Genomic DNA, 22728 nt, shown 5'->3' with positions numbered 1-22728 from the left:
TCAAACAGGGATGTAAAATTGGGGGCATGTCTTTTTAAGCATGCCCCTAGTGTGCTAAGAACACTATTAGTTTTATATAGAGGTATTGGAGAATCTATGAAAAAAATACTATATATCATCTCAGATTTGCTTATAGCGGCATTGCTTGCAGGGGCATACGTACTCCAGTATTTTGCGAAGCGTAAGCTAGGGATGAATCGCTGGATTGTATTTAAGATTTCAAAAGTAAAACAAGTATTACCAATCGATATACTGCGATATGCTGCGGTGGCGGTTGTGCTGGTACTGGCAGTACTGCTTGTGATATTGTATGGAAAGAACAGAGAGCAATATAAGAAGATTGTTTTTTACATGGTGATTGTGTCGGTTGTGCTTGCGGTATTCTACCTTGGATTTACGTTCTGTTTTTCCCAGGAAAAAATCCGCGCCTATTATCTTGCGCTTCCGTTGATTGGACTGGCAAATGTGGTGCAGTTGATAAAGACTTTTACTGCTATGAAGCTATGTAAGGTCAGAAAGCTATGAAAAAATATATCAAAACAATAATATTTGCGGCAATTATCATACTGATACTGGTCTTGAATCATTATTTCGGCTGGTCGGATTATCTGTCGGATACGGATAACCTGATGTTCCTGAAAAAGACGGTGGAAGAAAATTTTCTGTGGGCTCTTTGTATATATATTGTTCTTACTATTATTGGCTGTGTCGTGCTGGCTTTGCCGGGAATTACCTTTGCCGTTGCTGCTGGCATACTCTTTGGGCCGTTTATGGGAATATTCGCGTGTCTGATTGCTACGACTCTCGGCGCTATGCTTGCGTTCCTTGTGGGAAGGTTTTTCCTCAAGGAATCTGTGAAGCCCATGCTTGAGAAAAACAAGCTGTTAAAAAGGCTGCTGTTTTCAGAGGACGGAAAAAGCGATATGATTGTGCTTATGATTACAAGGATGGTTCCGCTTTTTCCCTATAATCTGCAGAATTTTGCTTATGGGATTACAGATATCGGGTTTTGGAAATATTCCATATTTACATTTATTTTTATGCTGCCAGGGGTATCCTTTTTTACGATCGGTTCGGCAGGGCTTACAGCAGAAGGGGATAAGTGGAAATATTTTTTAACTGCCGGAGTTCTTGCAGCGCTGGTTACAGCAGCCGGAATTCTGATTCAGAGAAAATTTCTTGGAAATGAAAAGGAAGACGCGATCATTTTATTTACCAGAGTTCCCATTCCAGGGCAGACAAAGACGAGGCTGATGCCGTTTTTGACGGGGGAGGACTGCGCGGCTCTGCACAGTGAATTTATCCGCAATGCTTCCTTGGCGTGTCAGGGAGTGGACGCTGACCTGCTGGTATATTATACCCAAGAGTATACCGATAAGGCAGACAGCCTCAAGAAGTTAGTCAAAGGCGCCAGAGGCTTTTATCCCCAGAAAGGAGAAGGCTTGGGAGAGAGAATGTCTCAGGCGTTTAACGAAGTCTTTGGGCTTGGGTATGAGAGAGTGCTGCTTGTGGGAACGGATATCCCGCAGATAACCGCAGATATTTTCCGGCAGTCTTTTCAGGATTTGCAGGGTTGTGACGCTGTAATAAATCCTACCGAGGACGGCGGCTATTATCTGATTGGATTGAAAAGCGCAAGAAACGATATCTGGGACGTGCCTCATTATGGGACGAATACCGTATTCGAGGATACGCTCAGTAAGCTTTTTGAAGCGGAGCTTCGTGTCTCTACGGGGCAGATGTTAAGAGATATTGATACAAAGGAGGATTTGATGGCATGGTACGGCGCCGACAGGTGTATTCACTGTGGTGCATGTACAAAGAGCTGCAATTTTCTTGAAAAATATGGAATTAATCTGGCAGGATTTGCCAGGCGACCAGAGCTTGCTTACTCCTGTTTCTTATGCGGCAGGTGTAAGGCGGTATGCCCGAAGGATATTGACGGCGCCCGCATTGCGGTGCTTATGCGGCAGATGCGCTCAGACAGAGCCTCCTATAAAGGTCTTCTGTGGGAGAAAAGCCCGTATAAGTTCGCGAATTACCGGAAGGGAAGGAAAAAGTCAGTCCTGTTTCCAGGGTGCAATTTCACGGCCTTTTATCCAAAGACCACAGGATATCTGGAACATCTTATGAGCAGATATGACATAGGGACAATCTATGACTGCTGTGGGAAACCAGTCTATGAGCTTGGGCTTAAGGGTGCTTCTAATCAGAATCTTGACAGGATTAACTCCCGTCTGAAAAAGCAGGGGGTAGAGGAGTTCATCGTCCTTTGTCCCAACTGTTATCATTTTCTTAAGGACAGACTTGAGATCCCCATGGTGACCATTTATCAGAAGCTTAAGGAACTGGGCGAAGGACAAATGGTAAAAAAGGATAGAATTCCCATTTACTATCCATGCCCAGACAGAGAGAAGAAGGAGATGTTTCAGGAGGTTTTCCAATACTTGGCAGGAGAGGTGACAGAGCCCTTTGGGAAGGTACAGTGCTGCGGGCTTGGCGGCTGTGCAGGTGTGAAGGAACCAGAGCTTTCAAAGGGAATGGCAGAGTCGGCTATGAAATACAATGATGAGCTGTATACCTACTGCGCCTCCTGTATCAGCAATTTCAGGAGAAAGGGCATGGAGGGAGCCTATCATATTCTGCCCTTGATTTTGGGGGTTGAGGAGAAGGTGCCCCTTGGGATACAGCCATTTATGAATCGAGCAAGGAGAAAATTATTGTAAATGAAGGTTTCAATCATTATTCCGATTTATAATGAAGAAAAGACCATAGGGCGGCTGCTTCATACCCTTGAGCCGGTGAAGGGGAAGGCGGAGATTTTATTCGTGGACGGTGGAAGTACCGACAGAACGCTAGGCATGATACCGAAAGAATATACGGTGATAAAGGGGCCGAAGGGGCGGGCATGGCAGATGAACCTGGGAGCCGAAAAGAGCACAGGAAGCGTCTTGTTTTTTCTCCACTGTGACAGTGAGCTTCCTAAGGATGCCATCGAGCAGATTGAGGCAGTCATGAGGAAATACCGTGTGGGATGTTTTGGGATTGCATTTCATTCTAAAAATATCTGGATGAAATGCTGCCAGATTATTTCCAACCACAGGATTAAGGACAGAAAGGTCATGTTCGGGGATCAGGGCATATTTATCAGGCGGAAGCTGTTTTTTGAGATGGGAGGTTTCCCAGAGCTGCCGATTATGGAGGATTACCAGTTTTCCCTTACGCTTAAGGAGATGGGGGTCAAGATTGGAATTGCGAAGAAGCGGATTTATACCTCGGACAGAAGATTTGCTGAGGGAGGAAGGCTTAAGGTTATGTGGAAAATGAACCGTCTGCGGGCAATGTACAGGAGAGGCGTTGAGATTGAGAAGATAGCTAAGCTGTACAGAGACGTCAGGTAATAAAGGGATCAGAGAAAAGGAGAAAGAAGATGAAAAAAAGAATCGCTGCATGTTTCATGACAGTAGTTATGATGTTCGGGCTTGCAGCCTGTGGTAATAATGGTCAGAAGGAGGATACGGCAGGCGGCAAAAAAGAGTCGGATATGACCTTTGACGAGCTTAAGGAGGCGGCAAAGGGAAGTACGGTAACCTTCTACGGATGGGGAGGGGACGAGCTTCTCAATGAGTGGCTGGACGATGTGTTTGCGCCTGCCATGAAGGAGGAATATGATATTACGATGGAGCGTGTCCCCATGGATATTGACCAGGTGTTAAGCCAGCTCTTAGGCGAGCTTCAGGCAGGGGAGAAGGACGGAAGTATTGACATGATCTGGATTAATGGTGAAAACTTCCAGTCTGCCAAAGAAAATAACATGCTGTATGGCCCGTTTGTCGAGAAGCTTCCTAATTTTGAGGAATACATTGACACAGAATCAGAGGATGTAACACTGGATTTTGCGTATCCAATCGAGGGATATGAGGCGCCCTACGGCAAGGCGCAGATGGTTATGATTGCGGATACAGCTGTGACGCCGGACCTTCCGAAAAATACGGATGAGCTTAAGGAGTTCGCGGAAAATAATAAGGGAAAAGTAACCTATCCGGCGCTTCCGGACTTTACCGGAAGTGTATTTGTGAGAAATGTTATCTATGATATCTGTGGTTATGAGCAGTTCCTTGATATGGAGGCTAATAAGGAGACGGTGAAGGAGGCAATCGAGCCGGCGCTTGAGTATCTGAGGCAGTTAAACCCATACCTGTGGAACGAGGGAAAGACATTTCCGGATTCCTCGACTACAATGGACAATATGTTTGCGGACGGAGAGCTGGTACTTAACATGACCTATGACGCCTTCGGCACTTCGATTAAGATTGAGGACGGAACTTATACAGAGACGACCCAATCCTTCCAGTTTGACAAGGGAACCATCGGAAATACAAATTTTATGGCCATTGCGGCCAATTCTGGAAATAAGGCGGGGGCTATGGTGGCAATCAATGAGATGATGTCGCCAAAAATCCAGGCAGACCGCTATGATACCATGAAGGTGCTTCCGGTGGTGGACTATGATAAGCTGTCGGATGAGCAGAAGGAGGCGTTTGACAAAGTTGAACTTGGAAAAGGAAATATTCCCCAGGACGAGCTGTTATCTAAGCGCCTTCCGGAGATGCCTGCTAAGCTTGTGCCGATTATAGAGGAAATCTGGTTGGAGGAGGTAGTGGGGAAATAATGAAAAGGAAGCTGACGCCCTATCTACTGTTAGTTCCTCAGATACTATTGACCATATTGTTTCTAATTGGATTAGTAACCGGAATCACCCAGAGTCTTGGGATGATTCCGGCTTTTGGATTGACTGAGCCGACGCTTATGTACTATAGAGAAGTTCTGACAAAGCCGGACTTGCTGAAATCTGTGCTTTTCAGTCTTAAGCTTGCATTTTCCTCGGCGCTTATGTCCACGGCGGCAGGGGTTTGGCTATGTGCAATGCTTGTATTAAGCCGCAGGACGAAAGGGAAAATGATGAGAATCGTGCAGCTTCCAATTATAGTCCCTCATGTTGTTGTGGCGCTTTTTGTGATTAACATCTGTTCGCAGAACGGGCTTCTTGCAAGAGTCTGCTACCGTCTGGGGATGATTGGCGAGCAGCAGGAATTTCCTATGCTTATCTATGATTCACACGGGCTTGGGATTATCTTTGCGTACTTGTGGAAGGAGATTCCGTTTATCGTTTATTTTGTGATTGCGCTGATGGCGAATATTGATGGAAAACTTGGGGAGGCGTCAGTGAATCTGGGGGCAAACCGGTTCCAGACATTTTTTCGAGTGACCCTTCCCCTGTGTTTACATACCATATGCAGCGGGTTTCTGATTATCTTTGTCTTTGCGCTGGGGGCCTATGAACTTCCGTTTATCCTGGGGGCGACGGCGCCGAAGGCTCTGCCTGTGCAGGCGTATATACAGTATACGCATCCAGACCTTAGAAACAGACCCTATGCGATGGCGTTAAATGGGATGATTATTGTGATTTCTCTGGTCAGTGCGTGGGTGTATTTTGTGCTGATGAGGAAAAATTTGAAAAACCTTACAAGTAGAGAATAAGAGCTGGAGATGATAAAAAGGTGAGAAAAAAGAGGGTTACAGTTACAAACATGGTTTTGTCATGTTTTGTATTTACTATTATACTGCCGGTTGTGGTGATGCTGCTGTGGACGGTTACAGAGCGATGGGCATGGCCGGATTTGTTTCCACAGGTGTTTTCTATGCGTGCACTTGCGGGAATCTTTCAAAAGGGCGGGACGCTTACAAGGATATTTCTTTCCAGTATTATGATTTCTTCTGTGGTGGCCGTGTTGTCGGTGATCATTGGTACGCTTACGGCCAGGGCGTTGGTACTGTATGAGTTTCGCGGGAAGGGGCTGATCCATTTCCTGACGGTGCTTCCCTTTATGGTCCCTGCAACGGTATTTGCGATGGGAATCCAGATTACATTCATTAAGATGGGACTAAATAATACAGTAATGGGTGTGGCAGTTTCCCATCTGATTTGTTCCCTTCCGTATGCGGTGCGCCTAATGATGGATGGAACGGCGGCTGTGGGGGACAGGCTTGAGGAGCAGGCAAGGGTTTTGGGGGCGTCGGCGGTGCAGGCGTTTGTGCGCGTGACGCTTCCGCTTCTGGTTCCGGTGCTTTTATCTGCCTTCAGTATGTCATATATTGTGTCATTCAGCCAGTATTTTCTGACGCTGTTGATTGGTGGAGGGCAGGTCAAGACATTTACGGTGGTGATGGTGCCTTATCTGCTAAGTGGGGAGAGGAACATTGCATGTGCGTACAGTGTGATATTCCTTGGGGTCACGCTGGCGGTATTTGGGATATTTGAGAAGATTGCCGACAGATGGAGCCGGAATTTAGATACGGAATTTTATACGTAAACTGGCATGGAAGTGTTTTCGTGTATTTAGGAAGGTGTGGATATGGGCGTAAGGATTGGAGAATTGAGCGTATCGTTTGGCAGAACCAGGGTTCTAAAAGAGATTAGCATGGAGATTGGAGACGGAGAGTTCGTGTCGCTTCTGGGGGCTTCAGGCTGCGGAAAGAGTACGCTGCTTAAGAGCATAGCGGGGCTCCTGGAGACGGAGTCGGGAAGTATTGAGATGAACGGGAAGGCTATGGACAATATTTCGCCGGAAAAGCGGGGGACTGTGATTGTGTTTCAAGATTTGAGGCTGTTTCCCCATATGACGGCGGGGAAGAATATTGCATTTCCCTTGAGTATTAAGAAGGTTCCCAAGGAACGGCAGAAAGAAACCGTAAAACGGCTTCTTAAGCAGGTGCAGCTATCAGGATATGAAAACCGGAGGATTCGGGAGATGTCCGGAGGACAGATGCAGCGCGTCGCTCTTGCCAGGTCCCTTGCGGCAGAACCGAGGCTTTTGCTCTTGGATGAGCCGTTTTCGGGGTTGGATATGAGGCTTCGCATGGAGATGGGCGAGCTGGTGAGAAAGCTGCACCGTGAAAATGGGCTGACCACTGTGCTTGTGACCCATGATAAGCAGGAGGCTCTTAAGTTTTCAGACCGGATTGCGCTGATGAGCAAAGGGAGGATTCTACAGTATGACACGCCTCAGGAGATTTTTAGACATCCGGTAAACCGAGAGGTGGCTGAGTATTTTGGAAGGATGAATTATATCAGGGATGGTGAACGGGAAATCGGAGTCCGTCCTTTTGATATCCGTATCCTGCCGTCTGGGAATGACTGTACTGTGGAGGAGATTGTGTTCATGGGGGAGACTGTAGAGATTCGGCTTGGCACTCCCCAGGGGATGGTGTATTGTGTGATGATGAGTAAGGAACTGGATGAGATGGGAGTTGAGGTTGGAGAACGTGTGGGATTTAGAGTTTTCTGAAAGGAATAAGATGAAGCACATTATATTTGACTGTGATAATACTTTTGGGGTGAAGGACTGTGATGTGGATGATGGACTTGCCCTTCTATATCTTCTTGGATGTAAAGAAGCTGCAAAAATCCATGGGATTACGGCAACCTATGGAAACAATCGCCTGGAGGTTGTGTATGAGACCATCCACAGGATGTTAAAAGACTTAGGGAGAGAGGATATTGCGGTAAAGCGCGGGGGATATGAAGAGGGAGACTATGACAGCGAGGCGGCGGATTATCTGGCAGAGATGGCTAACCGGCTTCAGGGGCAGTTATCTATTTTGGCAACTGGTTCTCTTACGAACCTCCAGGGCGCGTATGAAAGGGACGCTCATTTTTTTGAGAAGGTAAAGGAAATTGTGCTCATGGGCGGAATTACAGAGCCGTTGGTCTTTGAAAAAAAGGTTATGGATGAGCTTAATTTTTCCTGCGACCCTCTGGCGTCCTGTAATGTACTGAAATATGGGAACAATGTATCAGTGATTACGGGGAATCATTGTCTTAAGGTCTTGTTTACCAAGGAGGAATATAAAAGAGAGCTGTTTTCACGTAAGGAGCCCATTGCCAGATATATTAGGGAACGGACGGATTACTGGTTTGGGTATAATGAGGCGGATTATGGTATCAAAGGCTTCTATAACTGGGATGTAACGGCGGCTGTGTATCTGATGCATCCGGAATTGTTTACAGAGCAAAGAGGAAGATTTGCATTTTCCGAAGAAGATTTGAAGACGGGATATTTGCGAAAGACGCTGGAGGGTATGTGGCAGTGTAATCTTCCGGAGATTGGAGATGCAGAAGCATTTAAAAGAAATATTTATGATACATGGATGAAAGTTAAGATACTAGTATAAACAGTATATATAGAGTGTGTGGGTATTGCGCCATTCCTTTTTATATGGTATACTTTTTGCTAAGAATTCTAAAAGATGTTCATCTTTTATTTTCTGTCCGGTAGTTCACCGGATTACTCGCTGGTTATTTGAATGATACAGAGTATGAGGTTCTTAGCATCGAAGATTTTGCCATTAGCCGCAATGTAGAAATTTTGCTTCTCTATGCTTTTGATTTATGATATGATAAATCTATACATTGAAAGTCTTCTTAATCGGAACGGACGTATTCTGTAAATGAAAGGAGACTTTTTATGACTCGTACACAGAATGGAACGCAGACTGATTTTATCATGTCCCCGACAGTTGACGTATGTTTTTGCGGACTTATGGAAAATCCCATCGTTCGGAAAGGATTTTGTGCAGCTATTATGCGGATCTCGCCGGATATGATAGGGGAGACTGAGTTATTGCCTACACATATGCGAAGGGAGAATGCCCACGATAAGCTTGGAATTCTGGATGTCCTGGTAAAACTGAAGGATGGAACGAGGATTAATTATGGAGAAGTTGCCAAAGGAATTAAGGACGGGGGAAGACATTGTAGACTGGATGCGTTTTTTGAACGGAAAGACCAGGGAGGAGTTTGAGCGTATGGCAGGGACGAGCGAATATTTTGGAGAAGCGTATGAAGCGTTACAGCGGTTGAGTGCGGACGAACGGAAACGTCTGGAATATGAGCAACGAGATAAGGCTTTGAAAGACTATAATTCACAGATGGACAGTGCGAGAAGCCGTATAAACAACGGCCTCTCACTTCTTTTTATCATCCTTTTAATCCGTTTAACGCAACCCCTGCCTCGAATTTTGACTGTAACAGAAGATAGAATATAAACGGCGGCAGGAACGTAATTACGGCACACGCCATGGAAAGCCCCACGTCCACATCATACTGTGCTTTCATTGTAGTCAATGCCAACGGCAGCGTACGCATGGTATCATTGGTAGTAATGATTAGCGGCCATGTGAAATTATTCCATGCTCCGATAAATGTAAAAATCGAAAGGGTCAGCATGGCAGATTTTACCAAAGGCAGAATGACAGACCACAAAATCTTCAGGTTGGAGGCGCCGTCGATCCTGGCGGATTCCAGCAGTTCATCAGGGATACCGAGAATCGCCTGCCTCATAATAAAGACGCCGAACGCCGTAGGAAGGGGAAGAATCAGGGCTTTGAAGGTATTAACCCATCCCATTCCCCGAACCACGATGTACAGCGGTACCAGAATTACTTCGGAAGGCACCATCATGGTCAGTATCAATAACAGGAAAATCTTATTATTCCCCTTGAATTTCAGCTTCGCAAATGCAAAGCCGGCGGTGCAGCTCGTAAAAAGTGTCAGGGCCACTCCTGCAAATGCGACGATGACGCTGTTCAGAAAATAACGTCCGATGGTACCGCCTGAGAGAATGTTTTGATAATGGGCAAACGTTAAATTGGATAAGGAAAAACTGAAATCATATGCATTTAACGTACTTTTCAGGGACATCAGTATCATGTATACAAAGGGCAGGATACAGAGCAAGGCTGTAAAAAGCAGTACAACATTTCCCAATATATGTGATAATTTCTTCATCGCAGCCACCTCCTATATCTCTGAAGCTTCGCGTCTCATAAAACGCTGCTGGAACAATACCACCACCAGAACCATCAGCATCAGGACATTGGAAACCGTCATGGCATATCCGGCTTTGCCGCCCTTGAAGGTAAGCTGATAGGCGTACATTACCATGGTAGTGGTTGACATGGAGGGCCCGCCCCCTGTGGTGATGTACGCGATTTCAAACACTTGCATGGAGCTGATGACGGCCAGAAATGTGTTTAGAATCAACGTTGGCTTTAAAAGCGGAATTGTAATCTGAGAGAAAATACACCAGGAATTGGCGCCGTCCGCCCGTGCTGCCTCGTAGTAGTTGTCTGGTATGGACATCAGGGAGGACAGGGTAATAATCATGTAATAACCCATGCTTTTCCAAACAATGATCATGGACAGGGTAATAATTGCTGTGGTACTGCTTCCGAGAAGCATAGTGGGGTCAATTCCAAAAAGGCCGAACAGGAAGCTGACCGCAGGATGCCCGCCGTTTAAGATGGCTTTCCAGACGGTGCCGACTACGGCGCTGGAGGACAGTACTGGAATAAATAGCGCGGCTTTGGCGAATTTTCCCAGAAATGTATCCTTCCTGGAGGCAATCAGCGCGGCCAGCGCTGTGGAGATAATAATCTGTAAGGGGACTGCCATCACGGTAATCTTTACCGTATTCAGGATGCACAGCTTTAGCTTGTCATCCCGAAGTAATTTCTGATAATTGAATAGTCCGTTGAATTTCGCCGGCGTAATGATGTTGTATTTCGTGAAGCTGAAACAGACTGCAATGATCAAAGATCCTGCCACAAACGTAAGCAGGATCAATGATATCGGCGTGATATAAGCATAAGGCGAAAGAACGGACAAGATGTTCTTCTTTTTCTTCATTTTTTTGTCCTATTCTTCGTTATCTGCCCAGTATTCATCTAAGGTGTCATTTGCAAATTCAGCAGATTCATCCAATGCCTCCTGAACCTCCATCTTTCCTTCCATTATAGACTGGATGTGGGCGGCAAGGTTTTCCAGAATCTCACTTCCACAAGGACCCACCTGCAACGGGCGCCATTTGTCACGGTCCTCGGTAACAATGCGCTCCATCTTTGGATCGCCGTTGTAGCTCTCTGATTTAGTCAGAGGCGCACCAGGCGCTACTTTGTGGTATTCGTTCATAAACTCTGAGCTGCAAATGTATTTGATCAGGTCCATAGCAAGCTCTGGATTCTCGCAGGTTGACATAATAGACAGAGAATCGGCAGCGCCGAAGGTTCCATAGTCCTCATTTTTCAGAGAGGTCACATAATCCCAGTTCAAGTCAGGATAAGACTCTTTAAACATCGTTTCATGGGACTGAGAGGAACGGGTCACGCCGAAGGCTGCCTTTCCTGCGCCAAATACAGTGGAAAATGCATCCTGGCCAGATAAGGACAGGAGATTTTCCGGCATATAGTCTTTCAGGCTTAAGAAAAATTCGATTGCCTCTGTGCCGTTTTTGTCATTGAAACGTGCGCTCTTAAGGTCGTCTGCGTAAATGTCCCCGCCTGCCTGCCAGATGAGGCTGTAAATATAGGAATTCATCATATACAGGTTGCTCATGTTACCGCTGTTTAATCCTACGGCGTATCCATACTGGTCAATCTTGCCGTCTCCGTTAGTATCCTGGGTGGCCTTCTCACAGATACGCGCAAAATCCTCCCATGTTTCAGGCGCGGTTTCCTCAAGGCTGTCCAGAATATCCTGGTTATAGTAAAGGACAAAGGGGACGCCGGTTACGATCGGCATTCCGTATAATCCGCCCATCATCTCTCCTCGGTCTAAGTACAGATATTCATCATAGTCGGCGTCGTCTACCATGTCAGTCAAGTCAATGACTGCACCGGAGGAAATATAGGTTGGGTACATTTCCGCATACATATATCCGATGTCCGGACCTTCTCCGCCGCTGATGGCGGTAGACCATTTTTCTTCGTAGGTATCCCACGGAATCAGCGTTATCTTTACTTCGCAGTTATTCTCCTCCTCAAAATCTGCAAGCAAGGGTTTGAAATTGTTTTCCGTGTCGTCGTCCAGCGGCGGGAGCCACATTGTCAGAGTGGTCTTGCCGGAATCATCCTTTGAGTCGCCGCCGCCTTCGCTGCCTCCGCTGTTGCCGTTACCACCGCATCCGGCTGCAAGGGCAGCAATCATGGATGTACATAACAAGGTACTCAACAATTTCTTTTTCATCATAATCCTTTTCCTCCTCTGTGATATTTTACTCGATATCTTCGTGTACTTTGTTTCAGTGTAAGTATATTATAGGGGGGTATTTTCAAATTGATAAAAATTATAATTAACTTTATTAATAGAATAAATCTATAAATAGCATTGATTATTATGATTGTCTAATACAGAAATGATGTGATATGATTAATCTGTATATTTGTTATATGGGAGGCAGGATATGAAGCTTCAGAAGCATAAGGCGGATCAGATGACGCCGATGGAGAGAAGAACGGCGATTCGGGAAGGGCGGGATTATGACCGGATTCCCTGCGTCCCGTTTATGGGTGAGTTCAAATGCGGTCTTTCGGGAGTCAGTGTATGGGATTTCTGGCATGACCCGAAGAAGATGGCAGAGGCAGAGATTGCAGCTTTTAACCGATATGGCTATGACAGGATTGTAATTGGCCCCAACACTAGAGGGATTACGGAAGCGTTAGGGGGAAGGTTCATCTATCCTCAAAAGGGGCTTCCCTTTAGCGACAAACCCTTGATACAAGAATATAGCCAGTTGGATGATATAGAGAGTGCGGATGCGAAGAAGAATGAGCGAATCCTGACATTTGCAAGAGAAGCAGAGATTATGGCAAAAGAAGCCGAAGGTATCGTTCCAATAGAGGTCAGCATCGGGGGGCCCTTTACCATTGCGTCGAATCTCAGAGGGGTTGAGCTTCTGCTTAGAGACTGCCGGAAATATCCGGAGGAAATTCATGGGCTGTTGAGGCTGATTACGGAGAGCCAGAAGTCGTGTATTGACATGGCGGCAGAGTTTGGCTTTGGAATAGCGATGGCAGATCCGGTTGCCAATCCGGCGCTGATTGGGCCGAAGATGTACGAGAAGTTCGTGTTTCCATATACGAAGGAGATTACGGATTATGCCCTTCTTAAGACAAATGAGAGGGTATCCCTTCATATGTGCGGGAAGACTTATAGTATCTGGAAATATTTATGCCAGTATGAGTTAAACGAGTTAAGCCTTGACAATATTATTGACCTTGAGCGCGCTGTATTGGAATTGGGGAATGAGATTCCAATCGCGGGAAACGTGGACCCTGTGGAGGTCGTGATGAACGGCGGCAGAAAGGAAATCTGTGAGGCGGTAAAAAGTTGTATTGAGATTGGGAAAAAGGCAAAGAAAGGGTACGTGCTGGCTACCGGATGCGATGTGCCGGATACGACAGACCCGCAAAAGATTGACTGGGTGATGGAGGCGGCCAGGGAATATGGGAAAACAGGAGAGAGAACGATATGACGTTAGAAGAATTAATGAAGCGGATTCATTTGCCGCAGGCCGCATGTGAGACGCTTTGGGAGGAACGAATCAGCGAGAAGGAATACAAGGTCTGGAAAGATAAGTTCTATCAGGATATCAAGCAGTTTATCAGGGAATGGAAAGAAATAGATGAACGCCTTGCCTGGGCTTTAGAGTTCTATCTGAAGCTGGCAGTCGATACCTATGAAGAATACCAAAGGAAAGGGTACGCAGACCAAGTGTTTGACCAGACCTTCTACGACATTACAATCTGGTGCGATGAATGTTACAAAAAGCATGGAGTCTATGGTCTGGAGGAGCTCTGGTGGCTTGGGCTGTCGGTAAAAATGGGGTTATTCCGGCTTGGAAGGCTGCAGTTTGAGCCAATGTTGGTTCAGAAGAACATGAAGGGGGAGGGGCAGGAGATTTTGGCGGGGACGAAAGCGTTGAACGTACATATTCCCGCAGGAGAGCCCTTAGGGTATGAGGAATGTCAGGAGTCTTTTGACCAGGCATTAGAATTTTTCGGGGAGGAATACAGGGTGTTCGTCTGTGATTCCTGGCTTTTATCTCCTCATTTGCAGGAGATTCTTCCGGATACAAGCAATATCCTCCGTTTCCAGAAGCTTTTTTGTGTGACAGAGGTTGGCTATCCATATCCTCAGGCAGAGCAGAGAATCTTTGGGGAGGCGCTTGAGGATAAGAGAAATTATCCGGAGGATACGTCGCTTCAAAGAAAAGCAAAGGAGTACGTGCTGTCCGGCAGGGACCTTGGAATCGGCGTTGGCTTTTTTTCACGTTAAATATATATTTATTTGGAGGAAATCTCGGTTCGCAAGATCGAGATTAATCTTGAGTAAATGATTTGCGATAGAGATTGTCTATAAACAGACATAATATATTGATATTACTGATTTAACAACGGGAAATATTTGGATTATAATGTAAGAGAAAATTACAAAAGAAAGGAAATCAGTAGTATGAAAAGGAAATGGTTAAGTGTATTACTGTGTGCGTCAATGGTGGCTGCATTGGCGGCGGGATGCGGCTCTGACGCGGGGGGAGGCTCTGATTCAGGCTCAGGCAGCGGCGAGACAAAAAGTGAATCTTCTGACGGAAAGACAACTCTTACCTTCTGGTGCCATGAGAATGAACCGTGGGTAAAATCTTACAAGGAGATGGCAAAGAAATTTGAGGATGCGAATCCAGATTACAAGGTAGAAGTTCAGGATTATCCCTTCAAGGTGTACAATGACAAGATACAGACAGCGCTGACGTCATCAACGGCAGGTCCGGATATTGTGGCGGTCTGGGGCGGAACCGCGCCTTCATTTATCGAGTCGGATGCATTGGCAGAGGTGCCGGAGGATATGGTAAAAGAGTTAGAAGAAGACTACCTGGCTCCAACCCTTGGCATTTACCAAAAGGAGGGAAAGTATTACGGCGTTCCAATGGAGTTTAACCTGGAATACGGCGGGATGATCGTTAATAAGAAACTGTTTGGCGATACCCCTTATCCCAAGACATGGGAAGACTTAAGAAAGATTTCAGGGGAAGTGTCCAAGAAGAACGGCGACATCGTAGAGATGAAAGGGTTCGAGATGATGGATACAGATTCTCTGATCTGTAATTATCTTGCCATGCTTCTTCAGCAGGGCGGCCAGTACCTTAAGGACGACGGCTCTATTGATTTTGCCACTCCGGAGGGTGTAAAAGCCATGGAGGAGATTCTGGACATGTATAACAACGGAGAGTGTGACCTTGAGAATCTGACGGCAGGCGAATATTGCTACAATGATGTATATCAGGATAAAGGCTACATGGCGTCCGTGGGTTCATGGGCAATCGGCGAGGGGTCAGGCTCTTATGATTTGACCTACGGTGAGGATTACGAGTATGTACCAGTGCCGCAGTACGGCGAGCAGATGGCCTTTGCCTCCGAGACTGGATGGGGTATCATTATTCCTGAGAATGGCGCCAACAAGGAGGCGGCATGGGAATTTGTGAAGTTTTTCAGTGAGCCTGAGAATCTGGTACAGCATAACATTGCATGTAATCAGCTTCCGCCGCGGAAGTCTCTGTTAGACAGCGAAGAATACAAAGAGGCTATGCCCAATGTGGCGTTCCTGCTCGACATTCTTCCAAGCGGACAGTGGATGGGACCGTATAATACATCAGATATGCGTGAGATTTTTAACCAGATGTTTATAGATTTGTGCCAGTCTGACAGTCCGGATGTAGAGGGCGCGCTTAAAGATGCGTCGGCTCAGATTACGGAAGGGTGCCAAATTAGCTACTCAATGAAATAAAGGATAATATAAGACGGCAGAGGATACGGCTTGTATTCTCTGCCATTTTTGGAGAATGGTATGAAAAATAATCGATTTGTAGCGATAGTGTTGGTTCCTGGTTTCCTGTTCTTGCTTGTATTTGTGGTGTTTCCTGTGGCGTATGGGTTGGGAATCTCTTTCTATGATTACAATCCGGCCAATTCTCAGAACCCGTTCACGGGGATTGAGAATTATAAACGGCTGATTCATGACGAGGTGTTTTGGATTGCCGTCAAGAATACGATTTTTTTCTGCGTTGTAGCGGTGACGGCGAATATTGTGATTACACTGTTTCTTGCTGAGATGATCTGTATCCTTCCGTCAAAATGGATGAAGACCATGTTTCGGACAATTCTGTTTATTCCCTGTATTGCGCCTATGGTTGGGACTTCTACAGTATGGAAGTACGGCATCTTTGGTACGGATGGAGGCGCGCTGAACCGGATAGCCGGACTCTTTGGGGCCGCGCCGAAGAACTGGTTTCTGACCACATGGCAGTTTATGCTTCTGATTATTGTTTTTACATTATGGGCAGATATTGGATATAATGTGGTGCTCTTTACCGCGGGAATCGAGGGCGTGCCCAAGGAATTTGAGGAGGCGGGCGCCATTGACGGGGCGGGGCCTGTGCGGAGGTTTCTTTGGATTAAACTGCCGCTTATGGGACGTACATTTGCATTTGTTGCGATTATGACTATGGCAAATTATTTTCAGATGTTTGCACAGTTCCGTGTATTTGCAGCCAGCGGAGGACGGAATGATTCTGCCATGGTGCTGACGAATTACGTGTATAAGATGAGCTTTGACAGCTTTGATATGGGCTATGCCTCGGCAGTGGCGGCGGCATTGTTTGTGCTGGTATTTGCGGTTGCAATGCTTCAGAATAAAATGATGCGTATGGATTGGAGTTATGAGTAATGGGACGAAAGAAGAAATCAGTATATAAGAAATATCATTATGTCATTATTGTATTTCTGGTAGTATTTTCTGGTATTATGATGTATCCTATGGTATGGATGCTCCTGACTTCTTTTAAGAGCAATGCGGAGATTCGTACCTATCGGACAAAGTTTCTGCCTATTGAGTGGACGTTAGAAGGGTATCAGAGCGCCTTTGAACGGGCGCCGATTGCAAACTGGTTTGTGAACAGTATGTTTGTGACCGTCTGTGTCACGGCGGCGGTGATTCTCACCAGCACATTGATTGGCTTCGTATTTGCCAAGTATGAGTTCAGAGGAAAGAAGATTTTGTTCGTGCTTTTGCTGGCAACCATGATGGTTCCGCCTCAGGTCACCATGATTCCCAGGTATCTGATGATTCAGAAAATGCACCTGTTTAATACAAGGTGGGCGTTGGTGGTTCCAGGGCTTGTCAGTGCGTTTTCCATCTATCTGGCGAGGCAGTTTATTGCAGACATACCAGATAGCCTGTGTGAAGCGGCAAAGATTGACGGTGCAGGCCCGTTTCGGATTTACTGGAACGTGATTCTTCCTAATATCCGGCCTGCGATTGGCTCTATTGGGATTTTTACGGCAATGATGCACTGGAATGATTATCTGAATCCACTTCTGATGCTGAATGATATGGAGAAAATGACGCTGCCCCTTGGGCTTGTGATTTTCGATAACCAGCGGTCCATGGATTTGTCAGCGACCATGGCGGCGGCAACGTTGATTATGCTGCCTATGATCGTGATCTTCCTGATTTTCCAGAAGCAGTTTATCAAGGGAATGACCATGAGCGGGATAAAGTGATCCAAAGAAAAATAAAAAAATAAAAGAGAGGTAAGATTAACATGTTTATGCAAAAAGAAGTAAAGTACGAGATGAAGCTGTTAAGCTCTCTGGCCAAGGTGTTTCAGGATGAGACTCCAGTATACCGGCCTGAGTGTTTAAAGCTTAGCGCACTGTGGGGAGAAACGGTATCCTTCCAGGCAGCCTACACTGGCGACTATTTTATGCGCGAGCGTTTGGAGGTCAGAGTCCTATCGCCTATTGAAAAACAGGTTCGTGTAAGGACGGTTGAACAGGTTCCGGTGGGCCGCGCAACCAACAGGATCGTGGATGACAATTATCTGAAAACCACCTCCGGCCTGTATCCCGATCTACTGCGGGATTTGAAGGATAATAAGGTGATTGTATGCTCTCACCAGTGGAGAAGTCTCTGGATTGACGTGGAGGTGACCGAAGAAATCGAAGCCGGCGACTATGAGATTGAGATTCAGTTGGTAAAAGAAGCTGAGGTCGTATGTTCTGGGGTTATGAAGATTACGGTTATCCCAGCGGCGCTGCCTAAGCTTGGAATCATGCATACAGAATGGCTTCATGCGGATTGCCTTGCGGACTATTATCATGTGGAGGTTTTCTCTGAGGAGCACTGGAAACTCCTTGAAAACTATTTCCACGAGTATGTGCACAGAGGCTGCAACATGATGCTTGTACCCCTCTTTACGTCGCCCCTGGACACGGCGGTGGGACTTGAGCGCACAACCACCCAACTGGTGGACGTATACGTGAAGGACGGGGAATACCAGTTTGGATTCGACAAATTAGAACGTTGGGTCAAGCTGTGTAAAGCCTGCGGCATTGAATATTACGAGATGTCCCACCTTTTCTCACAGTGGGGGGCAAAGTATGCGCCGAAGGTAGTGGCGGTTGTAGACGGAAAGGAAGAAAAGATTTTTGGATGGCATACGCCGGCAGTAGGGGAATACACTAGATTTCTCCACAGCTTCCTGCCTGCGTTGATTGAAAGACTGCGGGAGTGGGATATTGCAGGGGTTACATATTTCCACATTTCTGATGAGCCAAGGGAAGAACATTTGGAGAGCTTTAAGGCGGCCAAGGAGTCTCTTGGAAATCTGCTTGACGGGTTCCATACCTTTGACGCCCTCTCAAGCTATGAATTCTACCGCCACGGTTTAATCGACAAACCCATTCCAGGAAACAATGAGATTGAGGAGTTCTTGTCCCACGGGCTTAAGGATATGTGGACATATTACTGTACGGGTCAGTTCTATGAGGTGAGCAATCGGTTTATGTCCATGCCGTCAGCGAGAAACCGAATTTATGGCTTGCAGTTGTTTAAATATGATATCGTCGGAATTCTGCATTGGGGATATAATTTCTACAACAGCCAGTTCTCCATTGAGCATATTAACCCATATGAGGTGACGGATTCGGGCAATGCCTTCCCGTCTGGAGACCCCTTCCTGGTGTATCCGGGAAGCGACGGGCATCCAGAGGAATCCATCCGGATGATGGTTCACTATGAGGCGCTTACGGACTTAAGAGCTCTTCGGCTTTTAGAATCTCTGACCAGCAAGGAGTATGTGATGGAGTTAATTGAAGGCGAGCTTTGCGAGCCTTTGACATTTAAGCGGTATCCCAAATCAGATATGTACCTGATTACCCTTAGGAACCGTGTGAACCGTGAGATTGGAAAGCGCATGTCAGAAGGCAAACAGGATTAACAGGAGAAAAACATGTCTGAGACAAAGATTGTAAAAACCACCTGCTCTACCTGCGGCCCATGCTGTGAGGTGGACGCATACGTAAAGGACGGTAAGCTGATTTCTGTGGAGGGTGCGCGCAACACGCCCATGCAGTCCGGCGGGCTGTGTGCCAAGGGAGTTGCAGCCAGTCAGTATGTCTATAACAAAGAGCGCGTGCTGTATCCTATGAAGCGTGCGGGCAGAAAGGGCGAGGGAAGATTTGAACGGATTTCCTGGGACGAGGCGTATGATATGATTGCCGACAATCTCCTTCGGGTGCGCCGTACCTATGGGGCAAAATCAACGGTATTCTATGCGGGTTACGCCAAATGGTACCGTCCTGCGCTTTTGCGTCTGGCAAACGCATACGGTACGCCGAATTTCTGTACAGAATCCAGCACATGCTTTCAGGCGGCGGCCCTTGCATGGCGTTCTCTGTACGGGAACATGATATGCAGACCGGACCTTAAGAATACAAAGACCCTCATCCTGTGGAGCTCCAATCTCTATCACTCGAACACGCCCATGAGCCCGATGTATAAGGATTTGAAAAAACGGGGTGTCAAAGTGATTGACGTTGACCCGCGCCATACGGTGACAGCCCACGACGCCGATATTCACTTACAGTTGATTCCAGGGACAGACGGTGCGCTTGCCCTGTCCATGGCCCAGGTAATCATTGAGGAGAAGCTGTATGACAGGGAGTTTGTAGAGAAATATGTCTACGGGTTTGAGGAGTATCGGGAGTATGTACAAGAATTTTTGCCCCAAAAGGCGGAGAAGATTACCGGAGTGCCGGCAGAATTGATTCGCCTGGCAGCCAGAACCTATGCCGGAAACGGTCCGGCGGGCATTATGTTTTCGGCGTCTCCGGTGGTACACCATATCAATGGGGTGCAGAATTATCGGGCGGTGTTCTCGTTGATTGCCCTCACCGGCAACTATGATATCGAGGGAGGGAACCGGACACAGCCAGGCCCCTTTTCGCCTGCAAATGAATTTGGCAGGGTCAGGCGGTTTGACGGGGAGGAGGCCCTTGGACAGAGGGAGTTTCCGGCGTGGTTTGACCTGCCCTGCGACGAGGCACAGTGTATCAGGCTGGCTGACTACATTTTAGACGAGAAGCCTTACCCCGTTAAGGCAGTATTCGCCATGGGGCTGAATCATCGGATGTGGCCGAAGCCAGAACGGCTTAAATTGGCCCTTGAGAAGCTGGATTTCTATGTAAATGCAGAGTTGTTTTGGTCAAAGTCCTGCGATGGGGCCGATCTGGTGCTTCCGGCATGTACCTCTTATGAACGTGAGCAGGTGCATACAGGGGGAGGCGGCAGGTTCTTCTTCTCCAATAAGGCCATTGAGCCGGTGGGGGAATCGAAGAACGATATTGAGATTATTATGGAAGTACTTAGGAGGATGAAAGTAAGAGAGCCTGGGATTGCAGATGAGATTCTGGAGGGCGGATACGAGGCTTATATGGAGTATATCCTGAAGCCCTCCGGACTTACCCTTAGCGAGCTTAAGAGCCATCCCAAAGGGATGCAGGGCAGGAACCTGTATCAGCCTTCCGTAAAGACCTATGAGAAGGAGCCCTTTCATACCCCGTCCGGCAAGGTGGAGTTTAAATCCCTGATACTAGAGCGTTACAGGGACAGCCATGGATACAGCGGGCTGCCAAGATATGGGGATTACCGAGAGCATTGGAACGACTTTGGAATCGGCAGAGAGGAATATCCCCTGATTTTAAATACAGGAAGCAGGAAGCCTCAGTTGTTTCATTCGCGGTTGTACCGGATGTCCTGGCTTGGAGGGATTGAAGATGTTCCACTAGTTGAGATACATCCAAAGGATGGAAGAAAGTACGGCGTTGCAGACGGGGAAAATGTCCGGATTACGTCTCCTGCCGGTTCGGTTACAGGGATTGCCGCTTACAATAACCAGGGGAAGCCAGGAGTCGTTTATATCTATCACGGAAGCCCGAACGGGGACGCGAATGAACTGATTCATAAAGATTATGTAGATCCCATCTCCGGATTTCCGGGCTTTAAGGGGTATTTCTGCAGAATCGAGAGGACAGGACAAGATGAAGATAAGGTTTGATGAAGAAAAATGCGTAGGCTGCTATGCATGTTATACCGCATGTATCGCGGCTCACCATTCTCCTGAGGAGGAGGACGCGAAAAGCCACAGAGTCATTCAAAAGGTGGTTAAGGAGGATTTCCAGAAGAATATCTGTGTAGGCTGTATCCATTGCGGCCTTTGCATGGAGAAATGTCCGAAGGGGGCAATCTACAAAGAGGCGCAGTACGGCCTGATTCTTGTAGAGAAGGAAAAATGCGCAGGCTGCGGCGTCTGCCAATCCGTCTGTCCCAAGGGAGTCATCCATTTTGACGCAGAGGGCAGAATGGAGAAATGCGACGGGTGTATAGGGCGGCTTTATGAGGGAAGACAGCCCGCTTGCGTCAGAGTATGCTGCGTGGGGGCCATTGAGTCTAAACTGCCTGTCTTATAAAAGCTCTGTTGCGTCCTCCATGTGGTCTTTGCGGTAGCGGCTTGGAGAACATCCCATATACCGCTTAAATATCTGCCCGTAATATGCGGGAGAGGAGAAGCCGGTCATGCTTGCGATTTTGGTGACGCTTTCTCCCTCCCGCAGAAGCGGCAGGCTGTTCTGTATTCTAAGGAACAAGATATACTCGAATATAGTCATTTTCATATATTTCTTAAAAAAACGGCAGCATTCGCTCTTACAGATATTTACATGGTCTGCAATCTCATCCAGCGTAATCTCCTGAGAATAATGAATATGAATATAGGACAGGATGTCCTTAAGCCTTGTCAGGTGCTTCTGGGGCTGTTGTTCGCTGGCAGGAAGGGAATTGTAATATTGGTAAAGCTTCTGCCAGATGATGGTGAGAATGAGATGCACCTGCAATTCATAATCAGGCAAAGGCGTCTGCGAAATCCGATGAATATTTTTGATTTGGTCTATAATATCCTGGTGCCATTTTATCTCTTTTTGAAGCTTCAGGGAATGCCAGCTCTCGTTTGTAGTGATAAAGTCCACATATTTCGTTTGCAGAAGGCTGTTCTCATACCCATAAATAAATCTGGGATGGAAGGTGATGGAGAGATAGGTGCAGTCTTTTTTGTCTACCATATAGCCGGAGTGGAGAGAGTTGCTGTTGCCAAACAGTCCCTCGCCTTCGCACAGGAGATATTTCTTATCATTTACCAGATATTCAATCTGTCCGGACATAATCCATGTAAGCTCAATCTCTGGATGCCAGTGCCAGGGGAAAGAATTCTGCTCATATGCCTGAATTTTTTCCAGGCTGATATGAACAGGAAATTCATAGTTTCCATGCTTCTTGATTTCTTTCTGGTCTTTTTCGGTGTGTAACTGCATAGCGAACCTCTTTTCCTCAATATACTGATAATATTCTCAAATATTCTTATTGTATCCACTGTCTTATCTCATTATAATTATAAATTAGATAAGGCAGATATGCAATGGAGATTGGTTATAAAATAA

Annotated in this window: 21 protein-coding genes and 1 pseudogene; 18 read left to right on the top strand and 4 right to left on the bottom strand. The window is 46.6% G+C overall.

Features of this window, described 5'->3' with window-relative positions; all coding sequences use genetic code 11:
- The first annotated feature begins 96 nt into the window (after window positions 1–96).
- The 10 genes and pseudogenes from GN277_RS20905 to GN277_RS30475 all read left to right on the top strand — a co-directional run bounded on the left by GN277_RS20905 (window position 97) and on the right by GN277_RS30475 (window position 9108).
- Entirely contained in the window at window positions 97–525 is a 429-nt protein-coding gene (locus GN277_RS20905) for a hypothetical protein (protein WP_159753252.1), read from the top strand.
- A complete protein-coding gene (locus GN277_RS20900) occupies window positions 522–2726 on the top strand; it encodes a TIGR04282 family arsenosugar biosynthesis glycosyltransferase (protein ID WP_159753250.1) in 2205 nt (734 codons plus the stop codon). Before GN277_RS20905 ends, GN277_RS20900 begins: the two co-directional genes overlap by 4 nt.
- Window positions 2727–2729: 3 nt before the next feature.
- A pseudogene (locus tag GN277_RS20895) lies at window positions 2730–3401 on the top strand (TIGR04283 family arsenosugar biosynthesis glycosyltransferase); the annotation flags it as partial.
- A 29-nt stretch (window positions 3402–3430) separates the two neighbouring features.
- On the top strand, window positions 3431–4672 hold the full coding sequence (locus GN277_RS20890; RefSeq protein WP_159753246.1) for an ABC transporter substrate-binding protein: 1242 nt from the start codon (window positions 3431–3433) through the stop codon (window positions 4670–4672).
- The gene (locus GN277_RS20885; protein ID WP_159753244.1) at window positions 4672–5541 is read left to right on the top strand and encodes an ABC transporter permease; all 870 of its coding nucleotides are present in this window, start codon (window positions 4672–4674) and stop codon (window positions 5539–5541) included. Before GN277_RS20890 ends, GN277_RS20885 begins: the two co-directional genes overlap by 1 nt.
- 20 nt (window positions 5542–5561) lie before the next feature.
- Window positions 5562–6374, top strand: a complete 813-nt coding sequence (locus GN277_RS20880; RefSeq protein ID WP_244324820.1) for an ABC transporter permease — start codon at window positions 5562–5564, stop codon at window positions 6372–6374.
- Between the two features lie 42 nt (window positions 6375–6416).
- The gene (locus tag GN277_RS20875) at window positions 6417–7349 is read left to right on the top strand and encodes an ABC transporter ATP-binding protein (RefSeq protein ID WP_159753242.1); all 933 of its coding nucleotides are present in this window, start codon (window positions 6417–6419) and stop codon (window positions 7347–7349) included.
- 10 nt (window positions 7350–7359) lie between these two features.
- On the top strand, window positions 7360–8235 hold the full coding sequence (locus tag GN277_RS20870) for a nucleoside hydrolase (protein ID WP_159757013.1): 876 nt from the start codon (window positions 7360–7362) through the stop codon (window positions 8233–8235).
- Window positions 8236–8528: 293 nt separating this feature from the next.
- Complete coding sequence (locus GN277_RS30480) at window positions 8529–8864, top strand: Rpn family recombination-promoting nuclease/putative transposase (protein ID WP_244324819.1); 336 nt, start codon at window positions 8529–8531, stop codon at window positions 8862–8864.
- Entirely contained in the window at window positions 8776–9108 is a 333-nt protein-coding gene (locus GN277_RS30475) for an Rpn family recombination-promoting nuclease/putative transposase (RefSeq protein ID WP_244324988.1), read from the top strand. Before GN277_RS30480 ends, GN277_RS30475 begins: the two co-directional genes overlap by 89 nt.
- Here the strand turns inward: GN277_RS30475 and GN277_RS20860 are convergent.
- From GN277_RS20860 to GN277_RS20850, 3 genes are read right to left on the bottom strand one after another with little or no spacing between them, the layout of a single operon-like run.
- Window positions 9041–9850: a carbohydrate ABC transporter permease gene (locus GN277_RS20860; protein ID WP_159753240.1), complete on the bottom strand. Its 810-nt coding sequence runs from the start codon at window positions 9848–9850 to the stop codon at window positions 9041–9043. The genes GN277_RS30475 and GN277_RS20860 overlap by 68 nt on opposite strands.
- 12 nt (window positions 9851–9862) lie before the next feature.
- Window positions 9863–10750, bottom strand: coding sequence for a carbohydrate ABC transporter permease (locus tag GN277_RS20855; RefSeq protein WP_159753238.1), 888 nt, complete (start codon window positions 10748–10750; stop codon window positions 9863–9865).
- Window positions 10751–10759: 9 nt separating this feature from the next.
- The gene (locus tag GN277_RS20850; protein WP_244324818.1) at window positions 10760–12088 is read right to left on the bottom strand and encodes an ABC transporter substrate-binding protein; all 1329 of its coding nucleotides are present in this window, start codon (window positions 12086–12088) and stop codon (window positions 10760–10762) included.
- 214 nt (window positions 12089–12302) lie between these two features.
- Here GN277_RS20850 and GN277_RS20845 point away from each other — a divergent pair, with 214 nt between their 5' ends.
- From GN277_RS20845 to GN277_RS20810, 8 genes are all read left to right on the top strand, one after another.
- Window positions 12303–13373, top strand: coding sequence for a uroporphyrinogen decarboxylase family protein (locus tag GN277_RS20845; RefSeq protein WP_159753236.1), 1071 nt, complete (start codon window positions 12303–12305; stop codon window positions 13371–13373).
- Window positions 13370–14176 (top strand): acyltransferase domain-containing protein, encoded by an 807-nt coding sequence (locus GN277_RS20840; RefSeq protein WP_159753234.1) that lies wholly within the window; start codon window positions 13370–13372, stop codon window positions 14174–14176. The genes GN277_RS20845 and GN277_RS20840 overlap by 4 nt, the downstream gene beginning before the upstream one ends.
- Window positions 14177–14353: 177 nt before the next feature.
- Window positions 14354–15682: an ABC transporter substrate-binding protein gene (locus GN277_RS20835; RefSeq protein WP_159753232.1), complete on the top strand. Its 1329-nt coding sequence runs from the start codon at window positions 14354–14356 to the stop codon at window positions 15680–15682.
- A 60-nt stretch (window positions 15683–15742) separates the two neighbouring features.
- The gene (locus tag GN277_RS20830; RefSeq protein ID WP_159753230.1) at window positions 15743–16621 is read left to right on the top strand and encodes a carbohydrate ABC transporter permease; all 879 of its coding nucleotides are present in this window, start codon (window positions 15743–15745) and stop codon (window positions 16619–16621) included.
- On the top strand, window positions 16621–17457 hold the full coding sequence (locus tag GN277_RS20825; RefSeq protein ID WP_159753228.1) for a carbohydrate ABC transporter permease: 837 nt from the start codon (window positions 16621–16623) through the stop codon (window positions 17455–17457). The genes GN277_RS20830 and GN277_RS20825 overlap by 1 nt, the downstream gene beginning before the upstream one ends.
- Before the next feature lie 47 nt (window positions 17458–17504).
- Window positions 17505–19175 (top strand): DUF4091 domain-containing protein, encoded by a 1671-nt coding sequence (locus GN277_RS20820; RefSeq protein ID WP_330587389.1) that lies wholly within the window; start codon window positions 17505–17507, stop codon window positions 19173–19175.
- Between the two features lie 12 nt (window positions 19176–19187).
- Window positions 19188–21293, top strand: coding sequence for a molybdopterin-containing oxidoreductase family protein (locus GN277_RS20815; RefSeq protein WP_159753224.1), 2106 nt, complete (start codon window positions 19188–19190; stop codon window positions 21291–21293).
- Window positions 21277–21705: a 4Fe-4S binding protein gene (locus GN277_RS20810; protein ID WP_159753222.1), complete on the top strand. Its 429-nt coding sequence runs from the start codon at window positions 21277–21279 to the stop codon at window positions 21703–21705. The genes GN277_RS20815 and GN277_RS20810 overlap by 17 nt, the downstream gene beginning before the upstream one ends.
- Here GN277_RS20810 and GN277_RS20805 read toward each other — a convergent pair.
- Window positions 21700–22602 carry a helix-turn-helix transcriptional regulator gene (locus tag GN277_RS20805; RefSeq protein WP_159753220.1) on the bottom strand — a complete coding sequence of 301 codons (903 nt, stop codon included), beginning with the start codon at window positions 22600–22602 and terminating at the stop codon, window positions 21700–21702. The genes GN277_RS20810 and GN277_RS20805 overlap by 6 nt on opposite strands.
- Window positions 22603–22728 lie beyond the last annotated feature (126 nt).

The sequence above is a fragment of the Sporofaciens musculi genome, from assembly GCF_009830285.1.
Classification (GTDB): Bacteria; Bacillota; Clostridia; order Lachnospirales; family Lachnospiraceae; genus Sporofaciens; species Sporofaciens musculi.
Note: the sequence above shows the minus strand (reverse complement) of the source record. Positions and strands in the feature narration are given on the sequence as shown.